General features: G+C 73.9%; 5 protein-coding genes. All 5 read right to left on the bottom strand.

Annotated features, from left to right (window positions below; genetic code table 11):
* Positions 1–20: 20 nt before the first annotated feature.
* The 5 genes from BUS84_RS05215 to BUS84_RS05195 all read right to left on the bottom strand — a co-directional run bounded on the left by BUS84_RS05215 (position 21) and on the right by BUS84_RS05195 (position 15,402).
* A complete protein-coding gene (locus tag BUS84_RS05215) occupies positions 21–5,525 on the bottom strand; it encodes a non-ribosomal peptide synthetase/MFS transporter (protein ID WP_074309202.1) in 5,505 nt (1,834 codons plus the stop codon).
* Positions 5,522–8,638: a non-ribosomal peptide synthetase gene (locus BUS84_RS05210; protein WP_074309201.1), complete on the bottom strand. Its 3,117-nt coding sequence runs from the start codon at positions 8,636–8,638 to the stop codon at positions 5,522–5,524. The genes BUS84_RS05215 and BUS84_RS05210 overlap by 4 nt, the downstream gene beginning before the upstream one ends.
* Before the next feature lie 124 nt (positions 8,639–8,762).
* Positions 8,763–8,951: an MbtH family protein gene (locus tag BUS84_RS05205; protein ID WP_074309199.1), complete on the bottom strand. Its 189-nt coding sequence runs from the start codon at positions 8,949–8,951 to the stop codon at positions 8,763–8,765.
* Entirely contained in the window at positions 8,951–9,904 is a 954-nt protein-coding gene (locus tag BUS84_RS05200) for a TauD/TfdA family dioxygenase (RefSeq protein ID WP_074309197.1), read from the bottom strand. Before BUS84_RS05200 ends, BUS84_RS05205 begins: the two co-directional genes overlap by 1 nt.
* 23 nt (positions 9,905–9,927) lie before the next feature.
* Entirely contained in the window at positions 9,928–15,402 is a 5,475-nt protein-coding gene (locus BUS84_RS05195) for a type I polyketide synthase (protein WP_074312124.1), read from the bottom strand.
* Positions 15,403–15,406: the final 4 nt, after the last annotated feature.

Genomic DNA, 15,406 nt, shown 5'->3' with positions numbered 1-15,406 from the left:
ACCGCGGCGACACTGCGGGCTCAGACGCTCACCGGCACCCGCTCCTCCTCGCGTTCTGCGGCGCGAGCCGCCAGCCGCCGTTCCCGCTCCTGCGCGCCGATCAGGTCGTCGGGCAGCGAGTCCGGCACCTCCAGGTCGAAGCGGCGCAGCAGCCGGATCGCGAAGCCGCCCAGGGTGATCAGGATCAGCGCCGCGCCGAAGCAGACGTACGCGAACCCCATGCCCCGGCCCGGACCGGTGCCGATCACCGCGCCCACCGACCCGGCGAGCGTCCCGCCCGGGGCGAGCATCGGCTCGAACAGCGCGGTGGCCCCCGGGGCGAGCAACGCGAACCCGATCGGCAGCGTCGACCAGGAAATGGTCTGGTTGAGGCTGAACACCCGGCCGTGGAAGCGCTGCGGCACCTTGACCTGGACGATGGTGGCGTAGATGGACTGCGCGGTGGTCATCGACATGGCCAGCCAGAACGCGCCGACGCAGATCATCGCGACGGACGCGTCCAGGCCAACCAGGACGCAGCCCAGTGCGGTGCCGAGGTTGCCGATCAGCACGCCGATCATGCGCCGGTGCCGGGGCCCGCCCCACAGCGACATGAGTACGCCACCGGCCACCGCGCCGAGCGCCTCGGCGAGAGCCACCTGGGCCACCTGCGTGGCGCTGCCGAAGGAGAGCACCAACGGGGTGGTGAGCACCAGCGCGGGGGCCAGGAAGATGTTGCCCAGCGCGAAGTAGCCCAGCATAAGGCGGAAGCCGCGGTGCCGCCACGAGTAGCGCAGCCCGTTGGCGATAGCCACCAGCAGCCGCTCCTTCGGCCGCCAGCCGAGCAGGTCGGGGAAGCGGACCACCGACAGGGTCACCACGGCGACCAAGTAGCTGACCACGTCCAGCAACAGGATGCCCTTGAGGTCGATCGCGGCCAGCAGGCCCGCGGCGAAGACCGGCATCAGCAGCATGGCGAAGCCGTTGGAGAGCTGGGTGATGCCCATGACGTGGCCCAGGTAGCGCTTGGGCACCAGCTGCGGCACGGCCGACTGGAACGCGATCCGCTGGAACGACCCGGCCACCTGGCTCAGCGCCACCAGGGCGTAGATGTGCCAGAGCGCGAGGTTGTCGGTCCAGAGCAGTGCGGCGAGGATCAGCTGGATCGAGCCGGCGCTGCAACTGGCGATCATCATGATCTTCCGCCGGCTGACCCGGTCGGTGATCGCGCCCGCGACCGGCAGCATCAGCACCCCGCAGACCAGCGCGAGGGCCCAGAGCAGGCCCAGGTTGGCCACCGAGCCGGTGCGGGTGAACAGCCAGATCGGCAGGGCGAACGCGGTCAGCGCCGAGCCGGTGGTGGAGACGAGCTGCCCGACGGTGACCGCCACGAACCGGGCCATACTCGGCCGGACCACCGGCTGTTCCGGGCCGGCGAGGGCGCCCTTGGTGTCGGCCACCGCCCAACCCGCGTCCTCGCCGCGTGCCTGGGCGGTCAGCGCGGACACGTTCCCGGCGACGAGCGCCGGGTGCACCCGGGTGACGATCTCGGCCAGCTCCTCGGCCCGGTACTTGAGGAAGAAGTGCCCGGCCTGGTCGAGGACGACCAGCGCCAGGCGGTCGCTGAGGAACTGCCACTCGGCGTACCGCTCGGTGTGGTAGTCGGTGACCGGGTCCTCCGAGCCGACCACCGAGATGATCGGGGCGCGTAGCTTCACGGCGCGTCGGTCGAGCAGGTCGGTGAAGTACTCCTCCGAGGCTCGGGAGTCGGCGCGCATGTTGCTGATGATCCGGTCGGCCTGCTCCGGGTCCAGCTCGTCGGTGTCCACCCCCATCGACTTGAGCCAGCTCGCGTAGTGCTTGTTGCTGCGCAGCTTCTCCAGCCGCGTACGGGCCGCCGCGAAGAGTCCCTTCGGACGGGCGAACGGGAACATCGCGCCGATGTAGAGCGCGGTCAGTTCCCGGCCGGCGGCCTCCACCTTGCGGGCCACCTCGGCGACGATGGCGCTGCCGACGCCGCAGTGCCCGTACAGGGCGAGCGGGCCCTCGACGCGTTCGAGGATCTCCTCGGCGACGCGGGTGGTCAGCTCATCGAAGGGCAGCGCGTTCTCGGTGAGCCCCACGTCGTGCCCGGGGATCGCGAGGGACCAGAGCGCGTGACCGTCCGGCAGTGCGTCCGCGAGGGGCTGGTAGACGATCGCGCTGCCGCCGCCGTACGGCACGCAGACGTAGGTGATCACCCTCTGCGCCGCCGGGATCGGCTTGGTCAGCTCGTAGAGCAACCGGCGCGGCCCGTCGCCCTCGCCACCGCCGGACATGAACGCGGCCAGGTCGCGGATGGTCCGCTGCTGGAACAGGTCCATCACGCCGACCGGCCGTCCGCCGTGCTCGGCCGTGCGGATCCGGGCCACGACCTGGGTGGCGAGCATCGAGTGCCCACCCAGGTCGAAGAAGTCGTCGTCGATGCCGAGGGTGGCCACCCCGAGCACGTCGGACCAGATGCCGGCGAGCAGCCGCTCGGTGTCGTCGCGCGGCTCGACCAACGCCACCGACGCGGCGCGGGTGACCACCGGCGCGGGCAGCGCCCTGCGGTCCAGCTTGCCGTTCGGGGTCAGCGGCAGGGCGTCCAGGGTGACGAACGCCGCCGGCACCATGTACTCCGGCAGGGTCTCCTTCAGCGCCGCCTTGACCGCGTCGTGCTCGGCCGCGCCGACCAGGTACCCGGTGAGCCGCTTGTCGCCGGGGCTGTCCTCGCGGACCAGGACCACCGCCTCGGTCACCCCGTGCTGGGCGCGCAGCGCGCTCTCGATCTCGCCCAGCTCGATGCGCAGCCCGCGCAGCTTGACCTGGTGGTCGATCCGCCCGAGGAACTCCAGCACCCCGCCCGGCGACCCGCCCGGCGAGCCGCGCCAGCGGGCCAGGTCGCCGGTGCGGTACAGCCGCGCGCCCGGCTCGGCGGCGAACGGGTCCGGCACGAACCGCTCCGCGGTCAGCGCCGGCCGGCGATGGTAGCCCCGGGCCAGCCCGACGCCGCCGATGTGCAGCTCACCGGCGACGCCGACCGGGCACCGGTTGCCCCGGGCGTCCAGCACGTGCAGCGTCAGGTTGCTGATCGGCGCGCCGATCGGCACGCTGGTCAGCTCCGCCAGCAGCGCCGGGTCGCACGTCCAGGCGCTGACGTCGATCGCCGCCTCGGTCGGGCCGTACAGGTTGTGCAGGCCGCAGCCGGGCAGCCGGGCGGTGAAGTCCCGGGCAGCGGCGAGCGGCAACTCCTCGCCGCTGCAGATCACCCGGCGCAGCGCGGTGGCCGCCTCGACGCCGTCCTCGGCGAGGAAGACGGTGAGCATGGACGGTACGAAGTGGGCGGTGGTGACCCGCTCGGAGATCAGCAGGTCGCGCAGGTAGCCGGCGTCCTTGTGACCGCCCGGCTCGGCCAGCACCAGCCGGGCGCCCGCACGCAGCGGCCAGAAGAACTCCCAGACCGAGACGTCGAAGCTGGCCGGGGTCTTCTGCAACACCGCGTCGTCGGCGCCGAGCCGGTAGGTGCGCTGCATCCAGTCGAGGCGGTTGACGATGCCCCGGTGGGTGTTCGGCACGCCCTTGGGCCGGCCGGTGGAGCCGGAGGTGTAGATGACGTACGCCAGGTTGGCCGGGCCGGCCGTCGGCGTCGGGTCGGTCGTCGGCTGGTCGGACCAGACCGACTCGTCGTTCAGGACGAGCACGCTCGCGTCGGTCGCCGGCAGCACGTCGCGCAGGTGCTCCTGCACCAGCACCACCGGCGCCGCGGCGTCGGTGACCATGAAGGCCAGCCGGTCCGCCGGGTACTCCGGGTCCAGCGGAAGGTGGGCGCCGCCGGCCTTGAGCACGCCGAGCAGGCCGGCCACCAGCTCCACCGAACGTTCCGCGCAGACCCCGACCAGGGTCTCCGGACCCACCCCGGCAGCGCGCAGCCGGTGCGCCACGCGGTTCGCCGCCGCGTTCAGCTCGGCGTACGTCACCGAGCGGCCGGCGCACCTCAGCGCCACCGCTTCCGGCGTACGGGCGGCCCGCTCCTCGATCGGGGCGTGCAGGGTCTGCTGCCGGGGGAGGTCGCCGGCCGTGTCGTTCCACCCGGCCAGCAGCTCCCGCTCGGCCGGGGCGAGCAGGTCCAGCGCGGAGACCGGCAGGTCCGGGGCGGCGACCACGGCGCGCAGCAGGGTGGTCAGCCGGTGCGCCATCCGCTCGACGGTGTCCCGGGTGAACAGGTCCGTGTTGAAGACCAGCTTGCCCCAGAGTCCGTCGCCGGTCTCGACGGCGTGCAACTCGAAGTCGAAGCGGGTGGCGCGCAGCTCCATCGGATGCCACTCGAAGCCGACCCCGGCGTCGTCGGCAACCCCGGCGAACCGGCCCATCTCGTAGTTCTGCAACACGAACATCGCCTGGAACACCGGTGAGCGGCTGACGTCGCGCGGCAGCCCCAGCTCGTGCACCACCCGGGCGAACGGCACCTCGGCGTGCTCCAGCCCGTCCAGCACCGCGCGCCGGGTCCGCTCCAGCAGCTCGCCGAAGGTCGGGTCGCCGGTCAGCTCGGCCCGCATCGGCAGCATGTTGACGAACATGCCGACCACGTTCTCCAGCTCCGGCGCGGACCGGCCGGCCACCGACGCGCCCACCGCGAAGTCGTCCTGCCCGGCGTGCCGGGCCAGGAACACCTGGTACGCGGCGAGCAGCGTCATGAACAGCGTGCCGCCGTACGAGCGGGTCAGCGCGGCCAGCCCCTCGGTGCCGGCTCGGTCGAGAGTGAACTCGACGAAGTCACCCCGGTAGGTCTGGGTGGCCGGCCGGGGCAGGTCCAGCGGAAGCTCCAGCGGCGTGACCCCGGCCAGCCGCCCCTTCCACCAGTCCAGATGCCGGCGGGCGCTCGGCCCGGCCAGCTCCCGCGCCTCCCAGACGGCGAAGTCGCCGTACTGCACCGGCAGGACGGGCAGCTCCCCGTCGCGGTAGCGGGCGATCAGGTCACGCAGCAGCACGTCCACCGACCAGCCGTCGCCGACGATGTGGTGCTGGCCGAGCAAGAGCACGTGCTCGGTCGGTGCCAGGCGGATCAGCAGGGCGCGCAGCAGCGGCCCGTTGGCCAGGTCGAACGGCTCGGCGGCGGCCTCGTCGACCAGCGCCCGCGCGGCGGCCTCGTCGGCGGCGTCGACCACGGTCAGCGGCACCTCGACCGCGTCGTCGAGCACCACCGTGGGCCGCCCGTCGGAGTCGGCCGGGTACCGCGTGCGCAGCGACTCGTGCCGCCGGGTCAGGTCGGCCAGCGCGCGGCGCAGCGCCGCGACATCGAGCGGGCCACGCACCCGCAGCGGCACCGCGATGTGGTACGCCGGCTCGCCGGGGGCGAGCTGATCCATGAACCAGACCCGCTCCTGGGCGTACGACAGCGGCACCTCGGCGTCCGGCGGGCGGGGGGTGATCCGCGCGGCCGGGGTGCCGCCCGACCGTCGGCGCAGCCGCTGGGCGATCAGGGCCTGTCGGGCGGCGTCGCGGGCCGGGTCCTTCACGTCGGTCATGTCGGGGTGTCCTTCTCCGCCGCGAGCAGCGCGGCGACCTCGGTTTCGGAGAGCTCGTCGAACTCGGCGGCGATCCGCTGCTCGATCTGGGCGGCCAGGTCCGCCACCACCGGGCTGCTGAACAACGCCCGCATCGGCAACTCCACGTCCACCTCGGCGCGGATACGGGCCATCGCCCGCATGCCCCGCAACGAGTTGCCGCCGAGGGCGAAGAAGTCGTCGAGCGCGCCGACCTTCTCCAGTTGGAGGATCTCGGCGTAGACCTCGGCGACCAGGGCCTCGGCGTCGGTGCGCGGGGCGAGGAAATCGTCGGAGGTGGTGGCGGCGGGTGCGGGCAGCGCGGCGATGTCCAGCTTGCCGTTCGGGGTCAGCGGCAGCGCGTCCAACCGGACGAGCGCGCTCGGCACGAGGTGCGCGGGCAGCTCAAGGGCCAGGTCGGCGGCGAGCGCCGCCTCGTCGGCCGGGCCGACCAGGTAGCCGACCAACGTCGGCTCGCCGGTGTCGGCGCGGACCACGACCGCCGCCTCGTCCACGTCCGGGCGGGCGCGCAGCACCGACTCGATCTCGCCCAGCTCGATCCGCATGCCGCGCACCTTGACCTGGTTGTCCCGGCGGCCCACGTACTCCAGCGTCCCGTCGGCCCGCCAGCGGGCCAGGTCACCGGTGCGGTACATCCGCTCCCCCGCCGGCCCGTACGGGCAGGGCAGGAAGTGCTCGGCGGTGAGCGCCGGCCGGCGCAGGTAGCCCCGAGCCAGTTGCGACCCGGCGACGTACAGCTCGCCGACCACACCGGGCGGCACCGGGGTCAGCGCGGCGTCGAGCAGGTGGACCCGGGTCGTCCAGGTGGGCTGGCCGATCGGCACCGGCCCGGCGGGCACCGGCTGCCCGGGGGCGATCCGGGCCGCGACGCAGCCGACGGTCGCCTCGGTCGGGCCGTACTCGTTGATCACGGCCACCTCGGGGTGGGTCGCCCGCCAACCGGCCAGTTGCTCACCGGCCAGCGCCTCGCCGCCGATCACCAGGTCGGTGGTGGGCGACAGCGCGTCGTCGAGCAGCGGCAGGTGGCTGGGGGTGACCTTGAGGAAGGTGGGCGGGCCGCCGGCGCGGGCCGCCGGCGTGTCGATGCCGGCCAGCCGGACCGTGCCGCCGGCGGTGAGCGGGCCGAGCAGCCCGGTCACGGTCAGGTCGAACGAGACCGGCGAGTGCAGCAGCGCGGTGCCGGCCAGCCCCGGGTAGGTGTCCCGGGCCCAGGCCAGGTAGGCGGTGACCGCGCGGTGCTCAACCAGCACTCCCTTGGGCCGGCCGGTGGAGCCGGAGGTGTAGAGCAGGTACGCGGGATGCTCCGGGCGCAGCGGCGCCCGCCGGTCGTCGTCGGTCAGGTCGGCGTCGTCCAGGTCGGCGGCGGTCGTCGGGCCGAGCACCAGCGCGTCGGTCGGGGCGAGCGCGGCCGTCTGCGGGGTGGCCAGCACCAGCGCCGGCTCCGCGTCGGCCAACAGGTAGCCGATCCGGTTCGCCGGGTAGCCGGTGTCCACCGGCAGGTACGCCGCGCCCGCCTTGAGCACCGCGAGGATGGCCACCACCAGCTCCACCGAGCGGGGCAGCAGCAGCGCGACCGGGGTCTCCGGGCCGGCGCCGCGGTCGACCAGCAGCCGGGCCAGCCGGTTGGCCCGGGCGGCCAGCTCGGCGTAGCTCAGGTGCACCCCGTCGCAGACCAGCGCGACAGCGGCCGGGGTGGCGGCGGCCTGCCGCTCCACCTCGGCGACCAGGGTGGCCGGGGCCACCTCACCGCCGGTGCCTGTCCAGGTGAGCAGCACGTCGCGTTCAGCGTCGTCGAGCAGGGGCAGCGTGGACAGCCGCGTCGCCGGGTCGGTGACGGCGGCGGCGAGCAGCCGCAGGTAGCGGGCGACGACCGACTCGGCGGTGGCCCGCTCGAACAGGTCGGTGCGGTAGACCAGTCGGCTGGTGCCGGCGGTGATGTCGAAGGCCAGGTCGTCCTTGGTGGTGCCCAGCGGCACCGGGTCCAGGCCGGAGTTCGGGATGAAGTTCAGCGCGGTCTGGAACACCGGCTGTACCGACGGGTCACGGTGCGGGGCGACCGCCTCGACGATCCGCTGGAACGGCGTCTGACCGTGCTCCATCGCGTCCACCAGGCCGGCGCGGACCCGGCCGAGCAGCTCGGTGACGCTCGGGTCGCCGGTCAGGTCGCACCGCAGCGCGACCGGGTTGACGAACATGCCGATCAGCGAGGTCAGCTCGGCCGTGTCCCGGCCGGCGGTGGAGACGCCGACCACCACCTCGGGGTCGCCGGAGATCCTGGACAGCAGTGCGGCGAACGTGGCCAGCAGCACCATGTACGGGGTGGCCGAGGTGGTGGCGGCGAGCTGCCCGACCCGGTCCAGCAGCCCGTCGGGAAGGTCGAAGCGCACCTCGTCGCCGGCGAAGCCGAGCTGGGCGGGGCGCGGCCGGTCCAGCGGCAGGCCGGTCACCGCGGGGGCGCCGGCCAACCGGTCGCGCCAGACGGCGAGCTGTCGTGTCAGCTCGTCACCGGCGAACTGGTCACGCTGCCAGACGGCGAAATCGGCGTACTGGATGGGCAGCTCGGGCACGTCGGCGGGCGCGCCGGTCAGCGCGGCCCGACCGAACGCGTCCAACTCGGCGGTGAAGAGCACCGCGGAGTGGCTGTCGAAGACCGCGTGGTGCACCACGAACTGCAACCCGACCCGGTCGCCGGCGAACCGGACCAGCCGGGCCCGCCACGGTGGCGGGGCGTCCAGCGGGATCGGCGTACGGGCCAGCTCGGTCATCGTCTGGCGGTGACGGCGGTCCTGCTCGTCGGCGGGCAGGCCGGTCAGGTCCAGCTCGGGCAGCTCCAGCGGCTCGGCGGCACGGACGACCTGCACCAGAGCACCGTCGACGATCCGCAGGTGGGTGCGGAGCGACTCGTGCCGGGCGACCACCTGGGCGAGCACCTGGACGGCCTGGGCCGCGGTGAGGCCGGCCGGAAACCGCCACGGCGCGGACACGTTGTAGACCGGCGAGCCGGGATCGAGTTGGTTGGCCGTCCACACCCGCTCCTGGGCGAAGGAGGCCGGGAAGGTCCACTCGCTGGTCATCGTTGCTGCCTTCCGTTCGCGACTGCGCGGCTCCGCTTCGCTGCACTGCTCGCGCTCACGCCACCGCTTCGCGGCGGCGCAAGCGCCGCGCTGCTGTGCCTGCTGGTTCGCTCGCTACGCTCGCTCACTTGCTCGCCTCGCGTACCGAGCGGGGGCGCATGTCGGTCCAGGCGGTGTCGATGTGCGCCAGGCACTCCTCGCGGGTGCCGGCGAACCCGGTGTCGTGCCACCCCGCCGGGAGGTCCCGCTCGGCCGACCAGATGGAGTACTGCTCCTCGTCGTTGCGCACGACCAGGAATCGGGTTTCGGCCATCACTGCTCTCCAACGGTGTCGGGGGTGTGCGGTTCGGCCATCGCGACGGCGATCCTGCGGGGGCCGGTGAACGGCTCCCGACCGTGCGCGGCGGTCATGTTGTCGACCACCAGCACGTCGTCGCGCTGGTAGTCGAAGCGGACGCTGGCGGCCCGGTAGGCGGCGCGCAGGTGGTCCATGACGTCGGCGGGGATCTCGCCGCCGTCGCCGTAGTAGGTGTTCGACGGCAACCCGTCGGCGCCGAACATGGCCAGCAGTCCCTCCTGGAGGTCCTTGGCCAGGCTGCTCACGTGGAAGAAGGTGGCGTGGTTGAACCAGCGTGGGGTGTCCGAGCCGGGCCGGTGGCGCACGGCGTCGCGGACCGCCCGGGTACGCAGCCCGTCGCGGCCCGTCCACTCCAGACTGATCCGGTTGGCCGCCGCGTACGCCTCGACCTCGGCCCGGTCGTCGGTGCCGAACACGTGCTGCCAGCTGGCGCCGAAGTCCTCGTGGAAGTTGCGCATCAGCATCCAGCGGCGGCGGACGAACTCCTCGCGTACCGCCGGGTCGATCTCGCGGTAGACCTGCCGGATGTCGGCCAGCGGGGTGGCGCCCAGCGTCTGCGGCGCGGTGATGCAGTAGAAGAACAGCGTCAACGGCCAGCGCGCCTGGTACGAGTTCTCGTTGTGCAGGAAGATCTCCTCGTCCGGCGGGTAGTCGGTCGAGGTGTACACCCGGCCCTTGATGGCGTGCCGCGGTGAGGACCGCTCGGTGTAGGTCAGTGGCTCACCGGACAGCGCCCGGACCACCTGGTCGAAGCCGTCCACCCCACCCACGTCGAAGCCGCGGAACAGCAGCCCACCCTGCTCGGCCAAGGTGGCGCGCAGCTCGGCGCGGCGCTCGGTGATCAGCTCGGTCAGCGCCCGGCCGTCGGATTCGACGACCACGGGCAGCGTGGCGATCGTGTCGCTCATGGCTCTCTACTCCTGATTTCTCGTCACGCGCGGGGCAGTCGCGGAATGGCGGGGATCGGTGCCGGGGTGGCCGGCTCGTCGGTGGTGGCGGCCCGCAGCTCCTCGATCCGGGCGGCCAGCCCGGCCACGGTGGGCGTCTCGAAGAGGCTGCGCATCGGCAGCCGCACCCCGGTCGCCCTGCGCATCGCCGCGATGAGTTGCACCGCGACCAGGGAGTTGCCGCCCAGGGCGAAGAAGTCGTCGTCGACGTCGACCTCGGCCACCCCGAGCCCGTCCTGCCACACCCGGGCGATGGTCATCTCCAGTTCGGTGCCCGGCTGGGCGCTGCCGTCGCCGTTGCGGGGCCCCGCCGGGTCGGCGACCGCGTCGTCGCCGGTGAGGTTGTCGGTGGTGACCCGCCCGGCGCGGCGCCGGATGTCGTCCACCGTCCGGGTGGCGATGACCACCTGGGCGCCGAGGCCGGCGGTGAGGCTACGGCGGAACGCCTCCGCGCCGTCCAGCGGCCGGATGTCCTCGGTCGAGGTCGGCGCCACCGCGTCGGCGTCCGTACCGGACGGTCCGGTCAGACCGCCGGTGACCGCGCCCTGGTCGACCCGGCGCAGCACGAAGTCGCTGATCGCGACCAGCTCCCGGCCGTCCGGGTCGCGCAGCGACAGATCGGCGGCGACGACCTCGTCGGTGTCGCCGGGCCGGTGCCGCAGCTCGCTGGTGAACCGGGCCGGCAGCGGCCCCCGCACCACGATCCGGCCGTACGACAGCGGCAGGTACGTGCCGCTGCCCTGGCCCCGGCCGAACGCGGTCGCCACGTCCAGCAGCGCGGGGTGCAGGCCCCAGGCGGGCAGGTCGCCGACGGCCGCGGCGGGTGCCTCGACCACCGCCAGTTCGGAGCCGTCGGCCAGGTGGTGCTCGCCCAGCGCGGCCCAGCGCGGCCCGAAGGTGAGCATGCTGGTTCGGCCCCGGCCGAAGGAGGCGTCGTCGTCCACCCGGCGGCCGGCCGGGACGGCCGGGGCAGCCGGCGGGGCCGGCTCGTCGGTCCAACCGGCCGCGCCGCGCACGTGGGTGCGCAGTCGGCCATCGGCCAGGCTGCGGACCGCGAAGTCGGTGCCGCCGTCGTCGGCCGGCGTCAGCTCCACCCGGTACTGGGCGACGGTGCCGTCGGGCACCGCGAACGGCTCCAGGAAGACCACGTCGCGCAGCTCCACCGCCGCGCCCGGCCCGGGAGCGGGCAGCGCAACGGCCACCGCGGCCCGCACCGATTCCAGGTGGGCGGTGCCCGGTACGACCGGCACGCCGCCGATCCGGTGCTCGTCGAGCAGCCAGTGGGTGCTGGCGGAGACCAGGCCGTGCAGCACGGTCTCCGCCGGCCCGGTGACCTTCGTGGTGAGCACCGGGTGGTCGACCGCGCTGGTGACCGTGTCGCGACCGGCAGCCCGGAAGCCGGCCGGCGCGGCGGTCTCGACCGCCATGCCCACCTCGGCCCAGCCGCCCCAGTTCTGCGACAGCACCGGAGCCCGCCAGCCGGCGCCGGAGCGGGCGTGCGCGTCCAGGAAGGCGTTGGCGGCGCAGTAGTCCACCTGCCCGAAGCCGCCGACCACCGCGGTGATGGACGAGCAGAGCACCACGAAGTCCAGGGGCAGGTCGCCGAAGACCTGGGCGAGGGCGAGGGTGCCGGCGAGCTTCGGGGCGAGCACCCGTTCGGCCTCAGCCCGCTCCTTGACCTCGGCCATCCCGCCGCCGGGCAGGCCGGCCGCGTGGACGATGCCGTCGATGCCGCCGTACGCGGCCGTCGCGGCGTCGCGGACCCGGCGCAGGTCGGCCGGGTCGGTGACGTCCGCGGCGAGCACCAGCACCTCGGCGCCGGCGGCCTCCATCCGCCGGATCGCCGCGATCGCCCGACCCGCGCGATCGTCGCCGTGCACGGCGAGGTGGTCGTCCCACCGCTCGCGCTCCGGCAGCCCGGAGCGGGCCAGCAGCACCAGCCGCGCGCGGGCCCGGGTGGCGAAGTCCTCGGCCAGGGTGATGCCGATCCCACCGAGCCCACCGGTGACCAGGTACCGGCCGCCGTCGCGCACCGCGCCCGGCTCACCCTCGGCGTCGATCGTCACCTGTTCGACGTCGGCCACCCAGCGGCGGCCGCCGCGCAGGGCCACCTCGGGCTCCCGGGGACGGCGCAGCTCGGCGACCACCGTGCTGGCGTCGTCGTCGGTTGGATCCGCGTCGATGAGACGGACGGCCAGCCCGGGCAGCTCGGCGGGGAGCACCCGGGCCAACCCGGTGAGGGTGGCGTGCTCCGGGCGACGCAGGTCGTCGCCGCGCACGTCGCCGGTGCCGGCGGTGACCAGGTCCAGGGCGACGCCGTGCTCCTCGCCGGTGAGGCCGGCGCCGGCGAGCGCCTGCACCAGGTGCAGGGCACTGAAGAAGCCCAGGTCCTGAGCGGCCCAGGTGGCCCCGATGTCGGTGCCGGTGGGCGCGCCGTCCAGGGTGAACGCGTGCACCAGCCGGATCGGCGGTGTGGCGTCGGCGGTGAGCGCCGCGACCAGCGCGTCGTGGTCGGCACGTACACCTGGGCGGAGCCGGTAGCCATCGTCGGCGGTGGCGAAGGCGTCGCCGGGGCGTACCGGCACCGGGTCGGCACCGGCGGCCCGCAGGCCGGCGACCAGCGCGTCACCGCGCGGACCCGCGGTGAGGACCAGGCAGCGACCCAACGACCCGGACGGCGGCAGCGGGGCGGCCTGCCGCCAGACCGGCACCGCGAACCACTCGGCCAGCGGTCGCGGCCCGGTCTCCACCGGCGCGGCGGCGACGGCCTGCTCCGGATCCGGCTCGATCCAGTAGCGGCGGCGCTCGAACGGGTACGTGGGCAGCGGCACCCGGCGGGCCGTCGGGTCCGCGTCGACACGCACCGGCAGCCCGGCGCACCACAGCGCCCCGGCGGTGGCGAGCAGGGCGGCCAGGTCACCGGTCGCCTCCCCGGCGGCGGGCAGGCTGCCCAGCGGGGTGAGCGTGCGCTGCTCCGGCGCGGCCTTGCCGACCTGCATCCGGGTCAGGTTGGCCAACTGCCGGCCGGGACCGCACTCGACCAGTTGCCAGGTGCCCGCGGTCAGCAGGGTGGCCACGCAGTCACCGAAGCGGACCGGCTGACGCAGGTGCGTCGCCCAGTACGCCGGGTCGGTGGCCTGCTCGGCGGTGATCCAGGTGCCGGTGACGTTGGACAGGAACGGCACCGTCGGCGGGCGCAGCGGCACCGTACCCATCAGCGCGGTGAACTCGGCGAGGATCGGCTCCATCATCGGCGAGTGGAACGCGTGCGAGGTGCGCAGCACCTTCGACTTGCCCTTCAGCGTCGCGGCGAACGCCTCCACGGTCTCACCGGCCACAACGCAGGTGCCCGGGCCGTTGACCGTGGCCACGCAGAGCCCGTCGGGCAGCAGGTCGACGACGACCGACTCGTCCAGCGCGACGGCGAGCATCGACCCGGCGGGCAGCGACTGCATCAGCCGACCCCGGGCGGCGACCACCCGCAACGCGTCCGGCAGGCTCAGCACGCCGGCCACGGTGGCCGCGACGTACTCGCCGATGGAGTGGCCGATCATCGCGGCCGGCCGGACCCCGGCCGCCTGCCAGAGCGCGGCCAGGGCGTACTCGACGGTGAACAGCGCTGGCTGGGTGTATCGGGTCTCGGTGAGCTTCTCCCCCGCCGCCGGGTCGCGGCCCAGGATCAGGTCGCGCAGGTCCAGGCCCAGGTCGGGGCGGAGCAGCTCGGCGCACTCGTCGACGACCGCGGCGAAGCGGGGCTGCTCGGCGTAGAGCTGCGCGCCCATCCCGGCGTACTGGGCGCCCTGGCCGGAGAAGAGGAACCCTACCGTCGGGGCTGAACTGTTGGTCAATGGTTGCGGTCCGCGCACCGGGGCGCGCAGGGCGGCGGCCGCACCCGGGATGTCGGTGGCTACCACGGCGCGGCGGTGCGGGTACTGGCGGCGGCCGACGAGCAGGGTGTGCGCGACGTCGGCGAGGTACGCCGGCCCGGCGTCGGCGGCGCCGTCCAGGTGCTCGGCGAGGTGCTGCACCGCCGCGTCCAGGGCGCTCGGGGTGGCCGCGCTGACCCGGAGCAGATGTGCCGGACGAACCCGACGGTCGGTGCGGTACGCCGCCGGCGCCTCCTCCAGCACCACGTGGGCGTTGGTGCCGCCGATGCCGAACGAGCTGACCCCGGCCCGGCGGGGCCCGCCGTCCGTGTCCCACTTTGTGAGCGTGTTCGCCACGTAGAACGGGGTGTCGGCGAACTCGACGGCCGGGTTCGGCGTCTCGAAGTTGATCGTCGGCGGGATCAGCCCGTGCTCCATGGCGAGCACCGTCTTGATCACGCTGACGATGCCGGAGGGCTGACTGAGGTGCCCGATGTTCGACTTCACCGAGCCGATGCCGCACCAGCCCCGCTCGTCGGTGTCGCGGGCGTACACGGCGGAGAGCGCGGCCACCTCGATCGGGTCGCCCATGGCCGTGCCGGTGCCGTGTGCCTCGACGTAGCTGACGGTGCGGGGGTCGACGTCGGCCATCGCCACGGCCTGGGCGATGGCCGACGCCTGCCCGTCGACGCTGGGCGCGGTGAAGCCGACCTTGCCGGCGCCGTCGTTGTTGATCGCGTTGCCGAGCACGACCGCGCGGATGGCGTCCCCGTCGGCGATCGCGTCGGAGAGCCGCTTGAGCAGGGTCACCCCGACACCGCTGCCCCACACCGTGCCGTTGGCGGCGGCGTCGAACGGGCGGCAGCGGCCGTCGGGTGAGGTGAAGCCCTCCATGCCGAGGTAGCCGACGTGCGGCAGCTCGATGTTCACACCGCCGGCGAGCGCCATGTCGCACTCGCCGTTGCGCAGCGCCTCGCACGCCAGGTGGAACGCGACCAGGGAGGTGGAGCAGGCGGTGTGCACGGTCAGGCTCGGCCCGCGCAGGTCCAGGCGGTACGACACGTTGGTGGCCACATAGTTCGGCGAGTTGCCGGTGGCGATGGAGACCGCGCCGTGCGGGTTGCCGCCGACGCGCTGGTTGCGCAGCACATTCCGGTGCAGGTACGTGTTGCCGCCGGTGCCGGCGTACACGCCGATCGCGCCGTCGTAGCGGGTCGGGTCGTAGCCGGCGTCCTCCAGAGCCGTGTGGCAGGACTCCAGGAACAGGCGGTGCTGCGGGTCGGTCAGCTCCGCCTCCCGGGCGGTCATCCCGAACAGCGCGGCGTCGAACTCGTCGTAGCCGTCGACCAGCGGAGCACGACTGACCCAGCCCGGGTCGTCGACCTCGGCCACGATCGCGCCCCGGGCCAGCTGCTCCTCCCGGGTCAGCTCGGTGACCGACTCCACCCCGTCGATGAGGTTGCGCCAGAACTCGTGCACGTCGGCCGCGCCGGGCAGGCGCGCGGCCAGGCCGACGATCGCGATCGGTTCGATGCCCTCATCGGGCAGGTCGGTGACGTCGTCGGGCAGGTCGGATGCGGTCGGGTTGCTCATCAGG

This window comes from Micromonospora cremea (assembly GCF_900143515.1).
Taxonomy (GTDB): domain Bacteria; phylum Actinomycetota; class Actinomycetes; order Mycobacteriales; family Micromonosporaceae; genus Micromonospora; species Micromonospora cremea.
The sequence above is the reverse complement of the archived record's forward strand: the minus strand, read 5'-3'. Positions and strand labels throughout refer to the sequence as shown.

What these genes read in the sequence shown, in the direction of transcription:
- BUS84_RS05200 (WP_074309197.1), bottom strand. Translation starts at nt 9,904, where the DNA reads ATGAGCGACACGATCGCCACGCTGCCCGTGGTCGTCGAATCCGACGGC.
- BUS84_RS05210 (WP_074309201.1), bottom strand. Translation starts at nt 8,638, where the DNA reads ATGACCAGCGAGTGGACCTTCCCGGCCTCCTTCGCCCAGGAGCGGGTG.
- BUS84_RS05205 (WP_074309199.1), bottom strand. Translation starts at nt 8,951, where the DNA reads ATGGCCGAAACCCGATTCCTGGTCGTGCGCAACGACGAGGAGCAGTAC.
- BUS84_RS05195 (WP_074312124.1), bottom strand. Translation starts at nt 15,402, where the DNA reads ATGAGCAACCCGACCGCATCCGACCTGCCCGACGACGTCACCGACCTG.
- BUS84_RS05215 (WP_074309202.1), bottom strand. Translation starts at nt 5,525, where the DNA reads ATGACCGACGTGAAGGACCCGGCCCGCGACGCCGCCCGACAGGCCCTG.